The 14992-nt window shown below is 73.4% G+C and carries 14 protein-coding genes; 8 read left to right on the top strand and 6 right to left on the bottom strand.

The window, feature by feature from the left end:
* Nucleotides 1-39: 39 nt before the first annotated feature.
* From BJP25_RS17005 to BJP25_RS16990, 4 genes are read left to right on the top strand one after another with little or no spacing between them, the layout of a single operon-like run.
* Nucleotides 40-2505 carry a sensor histidine kinase gene (locus tag BJP25_RS17005; RefSeq protein WP_075975939.1) on the top strand — a complete coding sequence of 822 codons (2466 nt, stop codon included), beginning with the start codon at nucleotides 40-42 and terminating at the stop codon, nucleotides 2503-2505.
* 40 nt (nucleotides 2506-2545) lie between these two features.
* Nucleotides 2546-2986 carry a roadblock/LC7 domain-containing protein gene (locus BJP25_RS17000; RefSeq protein WP_075976175.1) on the top strand — a complete coding sequence of 147 codons (441 nt, stop codon included), beginning with the start codon at nucleotides 2546-2548 and terminating at the stop codon, nucleotides 2984-2986.
* A 22-nt stretch (nucleotides 2987-3008) separates the two neighbouring features.
* The gene (locus tag BJP25_RS16995) at nucleotides 3009-3380 is read left to right on the top strand and encodes a DUF742 domain-containing protein (RefSeq protein WP_075975938.1); all 372 of its coding nucleotides are present in this window, start codon (nucleotides 3009-3011) and stop codon (nucleotides 3378-3380) included.
* Nucleotides 3361-3957 carry a GTP-binding protein gene (locus BJP25_RS16990; protein ID WP_075975937.1) on the top strand — a complete coding sequence of 199 codons (597 nt, stop codon included), beginning with the start codon at nucleotides 3361-3363 and terminating at the stop codon, nucleotides 3955-3957. Before BJP25_RS16995 ends, BJP25_RS16990 begins: the two co-directional genes overlap by 20 nt.
* Before the next feature lie 15 nt (nucleotides 3958-3972).
* On the opposite strand, the gene BJP25_RS16985 is transcribed toward BJP25_RS16990, so the two are convergent.
* From BJP25_RS16985 to BJP25_RS16970, 4 genes are all read right to left on the bottom strand, one after another.
* Nucleotides 3973-4575: a DUF3558 family protein gene (locus tag BJP25_RS16985; RefSeq protein ID WP_075975936.1), complete on the bottom strand. Its 603-nt coding sequence runs from the start codon at nucleotides 4573-4575 to the stop codon at nucleotides 3973-3975.
* 1 nt (nucleotide 4576) lies between these two features.
* Nucleotides 4577-4972 carry a hypothetical protein gene (locus tag BJP25_RS16980; protein ID WP_084794107.1) on the bottom strand — a complete coding sequence of 132 codons (396 nt, stop codon included), beginning with the start codon at nucleotides 4970-4972 and terminating at the stop codon, nucleotides 4577-4579.
* Between the two features lie 293 nt (nucleotides 4973-5265).
* Entirely contained in the window at nucleotides 5266-6636 is a 1371-nt protein-coding gene (locus tag BJP25_RS16975; RefSeq protein WP_075975935.1) for a tryptophanase, read from the bottom strand.
* A gap of 103 nt (nucleotides 6637-6739) precedes the next feature.
* Nucleotides 6740-7834, bottom strand: coding sequence for a tryptophan dimethylallyltransferase family protein (locus BJP25_RS16970; protein WP_075975934.1), 1095 nt, complete (start codon nucleotides 7832-7834; stop codon nucleotides 6740-6742).
* Nucleotides 7835-8451: 617 nt separating this feature from the next.
* Here BJP25_RS16970 and BJP25_RS16965 point away from each other — a divergent pair.
* On the top strand, nucleotides 8452-9768 hold the full coding sequence (locus tag BJP25_RS16965; protein ID WP_075975933.1) for a hemolysin family protein: 1317 nt from the start codon (nucleotides 8452-8454) through the stop codon (nucleotides 9766-9768).
* Nucleotides 9765-10802, top strand: coding sequence for a hemolysin family protein (locus BJP25_RS16960; RefSeq protein ID WP_075975932.1), 1038 nt, complete (start codon nucleotides 9765-9767; stop codon nucleotides 10800-10802). The genes BJP25_RS16965 and BJP25_RS16960 overlap by 4 nt, the downstream gene beginning before the upstream one ends.
* Nucleotides 10803-10880: 78 nt before the next feature.
* Here BJP25_RS16960 and BJP25_RS16955 read toward each other — a convergent pair whose 3' ends face one another.
* Both BJP25_RS16955 and BJP25_RS16950 read right to left on the bottom strand, forming a co-directional pair.
* A complete protein-coding gene (locus BJP25_RS16955; RefSeq protein ID WP_075975931.1) occupies nucleotides 10881-11771 on the bottom strand; it encodes an oxygenase MpaB family protein in 891 nt (296 codons plus the stop codon).
* Nucleotides 11772-11782: 11 nt separating this feature from the next.
* On the bottom strand, nucleotides 11783-12487 hold the full coding sequence (locus BJP25_RS16950; protein WP_084794106.1) for a DUF998 domain-containing protein: 705 nt from the start codon (nucleotides 12485-12487) through the stop codon (nucleotides 11783-11785).
* Between the two features lie 263 nt (nucleotides 12488-12750).
* Between BJP25_RS16950 and BJP25_RS16945 the strand changes: the two genes are divergently transcribed.
* The gene (locus BJP25_RS16945; protein WP_075975930.1) at nucleotides 12751-13575 is read left to right on the top strand and encodes a MaoC/PaaZ C-terminal domain-containing protein; all 825 of its coding nucleotides are present in this window, start codon (nucleotides 12751-12753) and stop codon (nucleotides 13573-13575) included.
* 108 nt (nucleotides 13576-13683) lie between these two features.
* Entirely contained in the window at nucleotides 13684-14670 is a 987-nt protein-coding gene (locus BJP25_RS16940) for a DNA topoisomerase IB (protein ID WP_075975929.1), read from the top strand.
* The last annotated feature ends 322 nt before the right edge of the window (nucleotides 14671-14992 follow it).

Genomic DNA, 14992 nt, shown 5'->3' with positions numbered 1-14992 from the left:
GGTGGCCCGGCCCACCGGCCCGAAGACCCGTGGAGAGCCGTGAAGCTGAAGAGCGGTGCGCCCGCCAAGACCACGACCACGATCCGGTCGCGGCTGACCGGCGTCGTGGTGGTGCCCAGCGTCATCCTGCTGGTGATGTGGGCGGTCTTCTCGTCCTACACCGTCTTCGACGGCATCTACCTCAAGGCCGTGACCAGCGGTGTCAAGGACGCCTCCATCCCCGCGGTGGAGACCTTCGCCGCGCTCCAGCGCGAGCGCCAGCTCACCATGGCCGCGCTCAGCGCCCCCGGCACCGGCGTCGCCGCCCTCAGCGCCCAGCAGAAGACCACCGACGAGGCCGTCGCCCGGTTGCAGCTGGCGCTCGACGACCTGGTGTCCGGCGCGCCCGCGGAGGTCAACGCCAAGGTCAGCGCCCTGGACCAGGCCCTGGAGCCGCTGCCGCAGCGGCGCGCCCAGGTCGAGTCCGGCCGGGCCGACCCGACTGAGATCTACAACTACTACAACAGCGTCCTCGACGCCGGTGCCTCGCTGTTCGACACCCAGGCCCGCATCGTGCCCGACCCCGTCGTCGTGCAGGCGGGCCTGACCGCGACCGAGATCTTCCGCTCCGCCGACCGCATGTCCCGCGCGTCCTCGCAGGCCTCCGCCGCGATCGCCGCGGGCGGGTTCAGCGAGGAGCAGCACGTCGAGTTCGCCACCCTCGTCGGCGCCTACCGCGGCACCCTCACCAGCGCCGTGGTCAACGGCACCGACCAGGTCAAGGCCAACTACCGCGCGGCGACCACCGCCGAGAGCTGGACCAGGCTCACCAACGCCGAGAACGCCATGATCGGCCTGGTGCCGCGCAACCGCTCGGCCGACGACGAGGACGTGGTCCCGCCGATCAGCGCCGAGGACTGGGAGGCGCTGAGCACCGAGACCTCCGACCAGCTCATCGCGCTGGCCATCGACCAGGCCAAGGGCGGCGTCGACCTGGGCCTGCAACGCGCCGACGACAAGTTCTTCGAGGTCATCGTCGGCTCGCTGATCGCGCTGCTGGCGGTGGTCACCGGCATCGTGCTCGCGGTGCGCATCTCCCGCCGCCTGGTCAACAAGGCCCTGGTCACCCGGCTCGACCAGCTCAAGGGCGACTCGCTCAAGCTGGCCCACGAGCGGCTGCCGGGCATCGTCGACCGGCTGCGCCAGGGCGAGCGCGTCGACGTCGGCGCCGAGGTCCCCCCGCTCGACTACGGCACCGACGAGATCGGGCAGGTGGCCGACGCGTTCAACGCCGCGCAGTACACCGCCATCGCCGCGGCGGTGAAGGAGTCGCAGGCCCGCGAGGGCGTCAACCGCGTCTTCCTCGGCATCGCCCACCGCCACCAGGGCCTGGTGCACCGGCAGCTGAAGATCCTCGACAAGATGGAGCGCGAGGAGGAGAACCCCGAGCACCTGGACTCGCTGTTCCAGCTCGACCACCTCGCCACCCGCGCCCGGCGCAACGCCGAGAACCTGATCATCCTCGCGGGCGAGCAGCCGGGGCGGCAGTGGCGCAAGCCGGTGCGCCTGCTCGACATCCTGCGCGCCGCGGTCGCCGAGACCGAGCAGTACGTCCGCGTCCGGGTCCGCCAGGTGCCCGACGTCGCGCTGCAGGGCGTGGCCGTCGCCGACACCATCCACCTGGTCGCCGAGCTGGTCGACAACGCCGCGTCGTTCTCCCCGCCGCGCTCGCAGGTCGAGGTCTACACCTCCCAGGTCTCCGGTGGTGTCGTGGTGGAGATCGAGGACCACGGCCTCGGCATGACCGCCGAGGACCGCGACCAGCACAACCAGATGCTCGCCCACCCGCCGGAGTTCGACGCGATGGCGCTGCGCGGCGAGTCGCGCCTGGGCCTGTTCGTCGTCGCCCGCCTCGCCGCCCGCCGCTCGATCAGGGTGGAGCTGCGCGAGTCGCCCTACGGCGGCACCGTCGCGCTGGTGTTCATCCCCTCGGAGATCGTCGCCGAGGGCGTCGACCAGGTCGTCCCCGAGGTCGAGACGCCCAGCCCCCGGCCGCGCAAGGCCCTTGAGCGCGCCGCGGGCGGCGGCACCGCCACCGCCGTCGAGCCCGTGCTCGACACCGCCGGGGCCCACCACCAGCGCGGCATCGACAAGTTCTGGTCCGACGCCCTGGGCGAGGACGGGGCCCGGTTCGCCGACCCCGACACCGCCCAGTGGCCGCTGACCGACGAGGAGGCGCCGGAGGTGGCGGCCCGCCCCGTCGAGGACGGAGGTGGGGAGTCGCACCCGCAGAACGGGCACGCCGCCCGCCCGGTCGCCGAGCGCCCCGCCCTGCCGCGGCGCAGGCGCCAGCAGAACCTGGCCCCGCAGCTGCGCGACGACCCGCTGCTGCCGGACTGGGAGGCCGAGCCGCCGCCCGCGGGCGAGCAGACCGCCGAGCGGGTGCGCGACACCATGTCGGCGTTCCAGCGCGGCACCCGCGAGGCGCGCCGGTCCGAGGAGCCGGGCCCGGCGGACGAGCAGTGACCACGTGCACCAGCAGGACATCGGGGAAGGACAGCAGTCGGTGAACGACAAGATCGGCCAGGACCAGCAGCTGAACTGGCTTTTGGACGACCTCGTCCGCAGGGTGGTGGGCATCCGCCACTCGGTCGTGCTCTCCGCGGACGGGCTGCTGCTCGGGCGCTCCGCCGAGCTGTCCAAGGACGACTCGGAGCACCTGTCGGCGATGGCCTCGGCCTTCCAGAGCCTGGCCCGCGGCACCGGCAGGCAGTTCGGCGGCGGCCAGGTGCGCCAGACCATCGTGGAGATGGACCACGCCTTCCTGTTCGTCACGGCCGCGGGCCGCGGCGCCTGCCTGGCCGTGCTCGGGGAGGAGGACGCCGACGTCGGCATGATCGCCTACGAGATGAACATGCTGGTCAAGCGGGTCGGCGCGCACCTGGCCTCGGCCCCGCGCGGCGGGACCGCCGCGGTGGCCGCGGGTCCGGGCAGGCGGCCCTCGTGACCGGCCGCCGGGGGGAGCGGCGGTGACCGGCGAGCAGGACTGGTGGTTCGACGAGGCGGCGGGCCCGCTGGTGCGCCCGTACGCCATGACCAGGGGGCGGACCAGGCCGAACGCCCCGAACCTGAACCTGGTGACCCAGATCCGGGCGTCCGCGACCCCGTCGGACACCTCGTCGCTGTCGCCGGAGCACCTGCAGATCATCGAGATCTGCTCGGTGCCGCTGTCGGTGGCCGAGGTGGCCGCCTACCTCAACGTCCCGCTGGTGGTGGTCAAGGTCCTCATCGGGGACCTGGTCGAGCGCGGCGACGTGGTCGCGGGTGGTCTGTTCCAGACCAGCGAGATCACCGACACCAAGCTGCTGCAGGCGGTACTCGATGGCATTCGGAGGATCTGAACCGGTGAGCGACACCACGGTGGTCCCCACCTCGGTCAAGATCGTGGTCGCGGGCGGCTTCGGCGTCGGCAAGACCACGATGGTCAACTCGGTCAGCGAGATCCCGCCGCTGCGCACGGAGGAGGTGCTGACCGAGGCCAGCGTCGGCGTCGACGACATGCGCCTGGTGGAGGGCAAGGAGACCACCACGGTCGCCCTGGACTTCGGGCGCATCACCATCAACCAGAACGTCGTGCTGTACCTGTTCGGCACCCCGGGGCAGAACCGGTTCTGGTTCATGTGGGACGAACTGGCCCACGGCGCGCTCGGCGCGATCGTCCTGGTCGACACCCGCAGGCTGGACTCCAGCTTCCCCAGCATCGACTTCTTCGAGCGCCGCCACATCCCGTTCGTGGTGGCGGTCAACAACTTCGACGGCGCCTGGCAGCACACCGTCGACGAGGTCCGCTCCGCGCTCGACATCGACCCGTCCATCCCCATCGTCCAGTGCGACGCGCGGGAGCGGGAGTCGGGCAAGGAGGTGCTGGTCCAGCTCGTGCAGTACACGATGGACCAGCTCGCCACCGCCTCGGCCTGACCGGCGGGCGGGTCCTCAGCCGGGGAAGCCCGGCTCCAGCAGGCGGGCGGCTCGCTCGGCGGTGGGGCACATCGCCGCGCCGTCCGAGCCGCTGGTGGCCTGCACGTCGATGCGGGAGGTGGGGGTGATCTCCACCGACACCGCGCACACCGAGCCGCCCGCGCGCAGCGAGCGCACGGCGCGGCGGGTGCCGATCGTCAGCTGGGCCTTGCCGGAGGACGCGACGACCTGGTCGAGGCCGAGGCCGGGGAACACCGAGACGCCGAGCGCGTAGCCGTCGGGCACCGCGGGGTCGTCGTGGACGAGCCAGCGGCAGAGCCTGCCGGAGGCCGAGCGCTGCGGCTGGGGCGCCCCGTCGACGCCGAGGTCGGCGCGGGCGGTGTCGGACAGCACCGCGCACGGGTCGAGGTCGGCCAGCGGCGTCGCCGCCCCCGGCGAGGTGGGCGGGGCGCCGGGTGCGCCGGTCCCCGGTCCCGCGGTGGTCGGCGCGCCGGCGCGGGGTGGCCCGTCGGCGCCCATCGCCGCGACCGCCGCCCCCGGCACCTGCTGCGCGCAGCCCGCCGCGCCGAGCAGGAGCACCGCCGCCGCCACCACCGCCGTCGCCGCCAGCTGCCGCACGTCAGCCCCCGTCCCGGTCGAGCGCCCGCGCGCCCGACTCGTCGACCCGCCGGTAGTTTCCCATCGCGACCTCGACCGCCTCACGCGCTTCGGCGAGCACTCGACCGAATGCCGCCAGCTGGGTCAGGAAGCCGCGGGCGTCGGTGGCCACCTCGACCAGGTAGGGCTTCATGGCCGCGGCCCCGGTGCTCGACCCGAGCTTGGGCTCCTGTTCGAGGTGCCCGCGGGTGAGCTGCTGGAGCTCGACCCAGTCCTGCATCCTGGAGATCGCCTCCACCAGCGCCCGCCCCCCTGCCTCGTTGACCGCGAACCCCCCGTCCGCCGCCGCCCTGGCGAAGGCGGTCACCGAAGTGCCGACCTCGCCCAGCGAAGCGGAGAACGCCTCGTCGTTGTGCACCCGCGCCCCCCGGCGTCCATGGTGTGACGTGCGGCCACGGTAAGCAGGGCAGGACGAGGAGCGTTCGGTTTGTCCGGCAACTGTCCAGGAAGCGTCGGGGATCCGACCACCACCACGGATTGTGGACGCCCGCGCGGGTCAGGGGCAGGCGCGGGCGCGCGACGTCGCCCGGAGGGTGGCGGGATCCCGCCGTTCGGGGGTGCGCGCTCACCCCGGGTGCGTCTGGTGGCCACCCGGGTGGGGGAGGTGTTGCAGGGTGCGGGGTGACCGGTGGGTTCCCCCGCACCGGTGCGTCAGGGTTTGACCGGCTCGACGACGCAGTTGAAGTGGCGCAGCAGCGGAGGCGCCTCCACCACGCGGTAGCCGGGCACGGAGCCAGGGTCCTTGGCGATCTCGGCCAGCACCTCGGCCACGTACTCCAGGTGGCTCTGGGTGTAGACGCGGCGGGGGATGGCCAGGCGGACCAGCTCGTGCGGGGCGGGGGTGACGAGGTTGCCGTCGGCGTCCTCCTCACCGAGGTAGAGCGACCCCAGCTCGGCGCAGCGGATGCCGCCCGCCAGGTACAGCTCGGTGGCCAGGGCGTGCCCGGGGAAGTGCTTGGGCTCCAGGTGCGGCAGCAGCTTGCCCGCGTTGAGGTAGAGCGCGTGCAGGCCCGCGGGCTCCACGATGGACACACCGGCGGCCTTGACGCACTCGCCCAGGTGCCGGGTCGCGGCCTCCCGCGCGGCCAGGTACTCCGGCTCGACGACCTCGCGCATGCCCTGCGCCAGCATCTCCAGGTCGCGGCCGGAGAGCCCGCCGTAGGTGCGGAAGCCCTCGGTGGCGATGAGCACCAGTTCGCACTGGGCGGCCAGGTCCGGGTCGCGCAGGGCGATGAACCCGCCCATGTGCGCGATGGCGTCCTTCTTCAGGCTCGCCACGGCGCCGTCGGCCAGGTCGAACGCGGCGCGGGCGACCTCGCGCGGTGTCTTGCCCGCCCAGCCCGGTTCGCGCTGGATGACCAGCCACGCGTTCTCGGCGAAGCGGGCGGCGTCGAGGAAGAACGGCACCCCGGCGGCCCGGCACAGCTCGGCCGCGGCGGCGATGTTGGCCATCGACACCGGCTGCCCGCCGCCGCCGTTGTTGGTGATCGTCATGACCACCTGCCCGACCGGGGTGTCCCCGTCCAGGTGCGCGGCCAGCGCGCCCAGGTCGATGTCGCCCTTGAACGGCGCCGGGGTCTCCAGGTCGGCGGCCTCGGCGCACGGCAGGTCGACCGCGGTGGCGCCGCTGAGCACGACGTTGGCCCGGGTGGTGTCGAAGTGGGTGTTGCTCAGCGACACCTGCCCCGGCTTGAGCACCGCCCCGAACAGGATGCGCTCGGCGGCCCGGCCCTGGTGCACCGGCAGGATCGAGGGGTAGCCGGTCAGGTCCTCGACCACCTCGCGGAAGCGGAAGAACGAGCGCGCCCCGGCGTAGCTCTCATCGCCCAGCATGCCCGCCGACTGCTGGGCCGCGGAAAGCGCGCCGGTGCCCGAGTCGCTGAGCAGGTCGATGGTGATTTCCTCGGCCCGCAGGTTGAACGGGTTGTAGCCCGCGCGCGCCATTGCCGCCTCGCGCTCGGCCCGGGTGAGAATGGGGATGGGCTCGACGACCTTGATGCGGTAGGGCTCCATCAGCGGCATTCGCGTGCCTTCCCCTCCATCGACGACCGGGCCCGGGGCGATCGGCCCCGCGCCCCATTTCGTGCGGTGCGCACAACCGCGCGGGCGGGTGCCACCGCGCTTGTCAGGCCGCTCCGGCCGCCGTGCCGCGCACCGGCGGCGCGACGCCGTGCGCCTCGGCCGACAGGTACACCGTCACCCCCGGCCGCGGCGGCCCCATGCGCAGCGAGACGTGCGCGATCAACCCCACCCCGTCGACCAGCGGGCGGGTCGCGACCGCCTCCACCGCCCGGTCCAGCGCCGCGGTGTCGACCCCGCAGCGGGCCAGCGCCGCCCGGGTGCGCACCAGCGCCACCCCGTCGTCGGGCACGTAGTCGCGGATGGGGACGTAGAGCGAGTAGCCGCGCGGGCGGGCGGCGTCGCTGGCCAGGAAGGTGTGGCTGGAGACCAGCGGGCGGCCGCGGAAGGGGCCGTCGCCGCCGAGGTCGGTGGCGAAGCGGGTGAGCCGGTGCGGGTCGGCGGCGGCGGTGCCGCCCGCGGCGAACCGGGCGTCGGCGGCGGTGGCGCCGTGGTGGGACTGGTAGAGCTTGACCCGCGCGGCCGGGGTGTCCTCCAGGTCCAGGGCGAAGAAGGAGAACCGGTCCAGCCCCCCGCCCTGGCGCGGGGTGTGCGCGCGGACCCAGTCCATGCTGCCCGCGAAGCCCAGCCGGTCCAGCCCCGCGCCCACGAGCCGCTCGGCCTGCGCGGCGCCGCGCACCTGCGGGTTCAGGTAGACCTTGACCATCGGCGGGCCGCTGCGGCGCAGCACGAGGGAGAACCACATCGCGAACAGCCCCTGCGGGTCCTCGGGCAGGAACAGCCCGCGCACGGCGTCGAGCTTGTCCAGCGCCAGCGGGTAGCGGGTGGCCAGCCGGTCCAGCGCGGCCTCGGCGGCGTCGAGGTTGGCCCGCCGCCCCGGCTCGGCGGCGCCCGCCTCGACCAGCAGCCGCAGCGTGTGCGAGCCGTCCTCCTCGAAGGCCACCGAGTACTCGACCGGGGTGTGGTCGTCGGAGATGTCCGAGCGCCACACCGGGGCCCGCCCGCGGTCGAGGTCGCCCTGCGGGCCGAGCAGGTCCGCCAGCACCGCGCAGGCCTCGTCGGCGCGGTGGCCGAGCCCGATGGCCACGCACAGCCGGCGCACCTGGGCACCGGTGAATTCATTGACCGTGATGGCGGGCATGCGGACTCCGGGGAGGTGCACCGAGGGGATTGGTCGACTTTGCTGCAACGTACGGGTGCATCGCTGCCTGCCTCTACCGCCAAGCTGGTGATCCACAGCGGTGCACCCTTTACCGAGCGTAAATGAATGCAATGCCGGAAAGCCCGTGTTGATCCGCCGAGCGGGTGCGTGATAAGAGCGCTCCGGCGACCACGGAGCGTATCGACAATGCCGTTGCCAATAATGTGTGACGACGTTCACGCAACCTTTTCCGGCGCTGTTGGGTCATCTGACGGGCGGCGGTCATGAGCAGCCGCGATGTCTGATCCCCGCTACTCGGGCGCACGGTGTACGCCGCTGGAACGCCTCCCGTGCGGCCGTCGCGCGCGGATGCACGTGCACCGTGTGTAGTCGGCCACAGTCGCGCAGCGATCTGCGTCACGTGTCCGGGGGTTGGTCCGATCGGGTCTCGCAACCGGTTCCGGACAGTGGGGGACAAACCGTCCGCCGTGGACGGTGCGTGACCGCCCACCACCAGGGCGGGACCGGTTTGTCCGTGTTAGCGTGAGGGCCATGAACTCCCCTGACGGGTGCAGTACCCAGCCGGGCAAGGCCCGGCTCACCGAGGCGGTCCGCACGTGCTGATCCTGCTCGGACTCGCCTCCGTCCTGCTGCTGACGGCCGCAACCGGCTACTTCGTCGCACAGGAATTCGCTTACGTCGCCGTGGACCGCACCCGGTTGCGCGCGCTCGCCGATGACGGCGACGCCGCCGCGGCCCGCGCGCTCCAGGTCACCGGTCGACTGTCCTTCGTGCTCTCCGGCTCCCAGTTCGGCATCACGGTGACCGCGCTGCTCGTCGGCTACGTCTCCGAGCCCTACCTCGGCGGCGGGCTGGCCGAGCTGCTCGGCTTCACCGGCCTGCCGACCGCGGTCACCACCGGCGTCTCGGTGGTGCTGGCGCTGCTGTTCTCCACCGCGGTGCAGATGGTGTTCGGTGAGCTGGCCCCTAAGAACCTCGCCATCGCCAAGCCGGAGGCGCTCGCCCGCGCGCTGAGCCGGTCCACCCTGGTCTACCTCACCGTGGCGGGCCCGGTGATCCGCCTGTTCGACACCTCCGCCACCAAGCTGCTGCGCCTGCTGGGCATCGAGCCGGTCGAGGAGCTGCCGCAGGGCGCCACCGCGGAGGACCTGCGCGGCATCATCGACGAGTCCCGCGCGGGCGGCACCCTCGACGACGGCACCTCCCGGCTGCTGGAGGGCGGGCTGGACTTCCGCGCGCTCACCGCGGGCCAGGTCATGACCCCCCGGGTGGACGTGCACGTGCTGCGCCAGGACGACCCGGCCTCCCGGCTGGTCGAGCTGCTGGACACCGGCCGCTCCCGGTTCCCGGTCATCGGGTCCGATGTGGACGACGTGGTGGGCGTGGCGGGCATCGCCGAGGTGCTGGCCGTGCCGCCCGCCGAGCGCGCCACCACCCCGGTGGGCGCGCTGGCCTCGGCGCCGCTGGTGCTGCCGGAGAGCCTGCCGCTGCCGGAGGTGCTGGAGCGGCTGCGCGCCGAGCACCGGCAGCTGGCCTGCGTGCTCGACGAGTTCGGCGGGTTCGCGGGCGTGGTGTCCTTCGAGGACGTCGCGGAGGAGGTCGTCGGCGAGATCCTGGACGAGGACGACCACGCCGAGGCCGGTGCGGTCGAGCTCGCCGACGGCGCCTGGTCGGTGCCCGCCCGCTGGCGCGTCGACGAGGTCGCGGAGGTGACCGGGCTGGAGCTGCCCGCCGGGCCGGACTACGACACCGTCAGCGGCCTGGTGCTGCAACGGCTGGGCAGGCTGCCCCGCCGCGGTGACGCGGTGCAGGTGGACCAGCTGTCGGTGGAGGTCTCCGAGATCGCCCGGCACGTCCCGCGCACCGTCGTGCTGCGCCCCGCGGGCGCCCGCGCCGAGGGGGTGACCGCGTGAGCACCGGGGTCGCCCTGGGCGTGTCGCTGGTCCTGCTGGCCCTCAACGCCTTCTTCGTCGCCGCCGAGTTCGCCCTCGTCGCCGCCAAGCGCCACCGCTTGGAGGAGGTGGCCGCGTCCGGCAGCCGCGCCGCCACCGCCGCGGTGCAGGGCTCCCGCGAGCTGTCGCTGATGCTCGCGGGCGCGCAGCTCGGCATCACCCTCTGCACCCTGGGCCTGGGTGCCCTGGCCAAGCCCGCGGTGGCCGAGCTGCTCTCGCCGCTGTTCGAGCTGCTGGGCCTGTCGCAGGCCTGGGCCTACCCGGTGGCCTTCGTGCTGTCGGTGGTGCTGGTGGTGTTCCTGCACATGGTCATCGGCGAGATGATGCCCAAGTCCTGGGCCATCTCCCACCCCGAGCGCTCGGCCGTCCTGCTGGCCCTGCCGTTCCGCGCCTTCACCCGCGCCACCCGGCTGGTCCTGCACGGGCTCAACGGCATCGCCAACGCCACCCTGCGCGCGGTCAAGGTCGACCCGCAGGACACCGTCGCCTCGGCCCACGGGCCCGACGACCTGCGCCTGCTGCTGCGCGAGTCCCGCGAGCACGGCCTGCTGCCCGAGCAGCAGCACCGCATGCTCTCCGGCGTCCTCGCCGTCCGCACCGCCACGGTGGGGCAGGTGATGGCCCCGCGCGCGGACGTCGTCAGCATCCCCGCCACCGCCACCGCCGACGAGGTGGAGCGCCGCAGCCGCGACTCCGGCCGCTCCCGCCTGGTCGTCCTCGGTGACGACGCCACCCCGGTCGGCATCGTCCACGTCCGCGAGGCCGTGCGGGCCACCGCCACCGCCCGCGCGGCCACGGCGGCGGACCTGATGTCCGAACCCCTGGTGCTCGCGGAGGACCAGGCCGTCGCGGAGGCGGTGACGGAGCTGCGCGCCCGGCGCGCGCAGCTGGCCCTGGTCCGGGGCGCCGACGGGGAGGTCGTGGGCCTGGCCTCCCTGGAGGACCTGCTGGAGGAGATCCTGGGCGACTTCGAGGACGAGACCGACCGCGTCTGAGGCGCGCGCGAGTGGCCCGGCTCCCGCGGTGGGGCCGGGCCACTCGCCTGCTCGGGGTCGGCGCCCGGGTGGCGCCGCTCAGTCAGCGGCGCGCAGGTGCTCGTCCGCGACGGGCACCGGCTCCGCCACGCCCAGGTCGCTGGGGTGGTAGCCCTCCGGGTACCCGGGGTACGACCGGTTCTTGGGGTCCCGCGCCAACCGCGACACCCGCCGCGGCGGCAACCACCGCACCACCCCGCCCCGCGCCTTCAGGGCCAGCGGCACCGCCCGCCGCACCAGGGAGGGCGCCGCGGGGAAGCCGAAGGCGCGCAGCATCGCCTCCGGCAGCAACCCGTGCACGGCCAGCCGCACCGCGGGCGCGAGGGGCTTGGGGTACCAGGACACCATCAGCTCCCGGGTGTGCACCCCGACCCGGTGGTTCGTCTCGCTGAACGCGAAGTGCGCGCGCTCGTAGTCGTCCTTGAAGCGGCGGAAGGCGTCGTAGTCCTCGGGGATGTCCTTGATGCCCATCCGCGCGCCCACGGCCCGGTAGAAGTGGAAGGCGGCCACGCGCTCGTGGTCGGACAGCGGGCGCCAGCCGTAGGCGGTGATCCAGTCGATCGGGTCGTAGATGAAGGTCGTCAGGACGTAGAGCATGTCCGCGTTGGAGATGGCGTAGCGGCCGTGCTGGCGGTTGACCACGCGCAGGGCGGCCCTGCCGCGCTCGGAGTCGTAGCCGTGCTCGGCCAGCTCGGCCATCAGCAGGGCGGTGTCGTCGTAGCGGCGCTGGGGGCGCTCGGCGAACTCGCGGGTGGCGTCGAGCAGGGCCGAGATGGAGGGGACGCAGTAGGTCTTGAACAGGGCGAACTCCAGGGCGCGCTGGTAGTCCCAGGGGAACTCCAGGCCCGCGGAGACGCGGTAGACCTCGTGGTGGTCGACGACCGGGTCCAACGACTCGATGCGCCGCAGGTTCGCCAGCCTCGACCCCATCCCGGCCTCCCCTACGCGGTGGTCCTCCTGGTCCGCACCATACCGACCGCGAGCACCACCAGCCCCGCCACGGCGGCGAAGGCGACCATGCGCTCCACCAGGCCCAGCGGCACGAACCGCCACCACGGCGGCCCGCCGAAGGCCATGCCCACCGCGCCCACCACGATCGAGCCGAACCACAGCAGCGACACCACCGCGCACCCCCGCGCCGCCCACCGCCACCCGGGGTTGTCCGGGAACACCCGGCGCACCGCGAACAGCACCGACGCGGGCAGCGACACGAACGCGGCGACGCTGGCGTAGCGGTGGATGGTGCCGCCGAGGCTCGGGCCCACCGCCCAGTTGGTCTTGGTGAACGCCACGATCACCACGAGGCTGACCGTCCAGACCACGCCCAGCACCAGCGCCGTGGCGGGTGGTTTCGGCACCCCGCGCCGGGCCACCGCGGCGAACACCAGCGCCGAGCCGACGGCGATCAGCAGCAGCGACCCGTCGAAGGCCCACTTGGCCTCGCCCAGCGCGTACTCGCTCAGCGTGCGCCGCACGGGGCTGATGGCGCTCGTCGGCGGCACCAGGTGCAGCACGAGCAGGCCGAGCACCCCCGCGCTGACCAGCAGCGCGCCGAGCCCGGGCAGCAGGCCCCCGGGCAGGGGGAACCGGCGCCCGGCGCCGTGGGCCAGGTCGGCCTGGGGGTTTCCGGTGTCCACCACCGCCATGGGCATGCTCCCAACCGGGTTCGAGGCGATCGACCGCCGGACCGACCGCCGGGATCGACCACCGGGATCGAAATGTCTGGTTCGAGGGTAGGCGGGGCAGGTGAGGGCAGCCTGAGAAGCTGAGAGCCCGCCCGCGACTTCTCAGCTCGGGGTGACAGCGGGTTTGGCACGCGCGGACGGACTTCGCCCACCGCCGTGGCCGGGTGGGCCGCCGGTGTGGTTGCGTGGCGCCCGTCGTCCGACCGCGCCGAGGAGGAGCCGCCGTGCCCGAGTTCACCACCGCCGCGCTGGGGGAGTGGGGGCAGGAGCTGGCGTTCAGCGCGACCGCCGAGCGCATCGCCGCCTACGCCGAGGCCACCAACGACCCGGTCGCCGCGCACCGGTCGGGCGCGGTGGCCCCGCCGGTGTTCGCCATCGCCCCGGTGTTCGCCGCGCTGGGCCCGGCCACCTTCGCCGTCGCCCCGCTGGAGCTGGTCCCGGTGCTGGTGCACGGCGAGCACGACTTCCACTTCCGCCGCCCGATCCGCCCCGGCGACGAGCTGGTCAGCCGGGCCAGGCCGGTCGGGGTGTTCGGCAAGCCCCGGGGCACCACCGTCGTCGTGCACACCGAGACCCGCGACGCGGCGGGCGAGCTGGTCAACGAGCAGTGGATGACCTCCTACTTCCGCGGGGTCGACGCCAGGCTCACCGCGGGTGAGCCCGCGCCCGACCACGCCGCCGAGCTGACCGGGGAGCCCGCGGCCACGGTCACCGCGCACGTCGACGACGACCAGACCTTCCGCTACGGCCCGGCCGCGGGCGACCCCATGCCCATCCACCTCGACGCCGACCTGGCCCGCTCGGTCGGCCTGCCCGGCATCATCGCCCACGGCATGTGCACCGCGGCGTTCGCCTCGTGGGCGCACCTGACCAGCTTCGCGGGCTCCGACGTCGAGCGGCTGGCCCGCTTCGCCGTCCGCTTCGCCAAGCCGGTGCTGCCCGGCCAGGACCTCACCACCGCCTTCCACGAGGTCGACGGCGGCCACGCCTTCGCCGCGGTCGTCGACGACGCGGTCGTGCTCAAGGACGGGCTCGCCGTCCTGCGCTGACCACCCCGGCCCACCCGGTCCGCCGGGCGCGGCGCACCCGTGGTTTCGGCCCCCCATCCGCTGGGAATGTCGCGGGTGGACACGCCCGGTGGGCCGAGGAGGTGCGGGATGAGGTTGCGGCGCAGCGCGTGCGACGGCCCCGGCCTGCGCCGGGTCCGCCGCGGCCGGGGCTTCGGCTACCTCGACGAGCAGGGCGACCGGGTCACCGACCCGGCCCTGCTCGACCGCGTGCGCACCCTGGCCATCCCGCCCGCTTGGCAGGAGGTGTGGATCTGCCCGCACGACAACGGCCACATCCAGGCCGTCGGCAAGGACGCCGCGGGCAGGCGCCAGTACATCTACCACGAGGCCTGGCGCTCCCGCCGCGACGAGGAGAAGCACCAGCGCGTCCTCGCCCTCGCCCGCCGCCTCCCCAAGGTGCGCGAGCGCATCCACCAGGACCTCGTCCTCCCCGGCCTCGTCCGCCCCCGCGTCGTGGCCGGTGCCCTGCGCATCCTCGACCGCGGCGTCTTCCGCGTCGGCGGGGAGGAGTACGCCGAGGACTCCCGCGGCGTGGCCACCCTCCTCCGCCGCGACGTGCGGGTGAGGGGCAAGGACCTCAACTTCCACTTCACCGCCAAGGGCGGGATCGACCGCACCGCCAACCTCACCGACCTCGAACTCGCCGCCCTGGTCAAGTCCCTGCGCCGCGGTAAGCAGGACGACGACCGCCTCTTCGCCCACAACGGCTACGAGGTCCACGCCGACGACGTCAACGAGCGGTTCAAGCAACTGGCTGGTTCGGACTTCACCGTCAAGGACATGCGCACCTGGACCGCCACCGTGCTGGCCGCCACCGAGTACGCCGCCCACGACCTGCCCTCGTCCAAGACCGCCGCCAAGCGGTTGGACTCGCAGGTGATGAAGGCGGTGTCGGAGCAGTTGGGGAACACGCCCACGATCGCGCGGAAGTCCTATGTGGACCCTCGGGTGGTGGAGGCGTTCCACGCCGGGCACTCGATAGCGCCGACCCTGCGGCGGTTGGTGGGCAAGAGCCCGGAGGAGATCCGTGAACCGTTGGAACGCGCGGTGATCCGGTTGCTGACTGCGTTGTGAGGGTGCTGCTTGCTGGGGGCCTGTTCGCCTCGCCTGCGGCTTCGGGCGTTGAGTGCGGGTTTTGCTTTGCTGGCTCGATGCGGTGGACCTGTTTGGGTGGGGCCCCTACGGCGATCATGAGCTGAGAGAGCGGGAAAAGCTGGGGCCAAATGAGCCCCGCTCAACCCGGACAGGGTAGCTCATGATCGCCTTCCCCACCCAAACAAGTCCACCGCATCGAGCATTGTCGTAGCCGGGCCGCCGGTATGTGGGGTGGTTGCGTTGTGCGCAAAGCGAAAGAGGTGCCCGCCTACGGATCCGGCGGCCCGGCTACGGGGGTGCT

Source organism: Actinokineospora bangkokensis, from assembly GCF_001940455.1.
GTDB classification, from domain to species: domain Bacteria; phylum Actinomycetota; class Actinomycetes; order Mycobacteriales; family Pseudonocardiaceae; genus Actinokineospora; species Actinokineospora bangkokensis.
The sequence above is the reverse complement of the archived record's forward strand: the minus strand, read 5'-3'. Positions and strand labels throughout refer to the sequence as shown.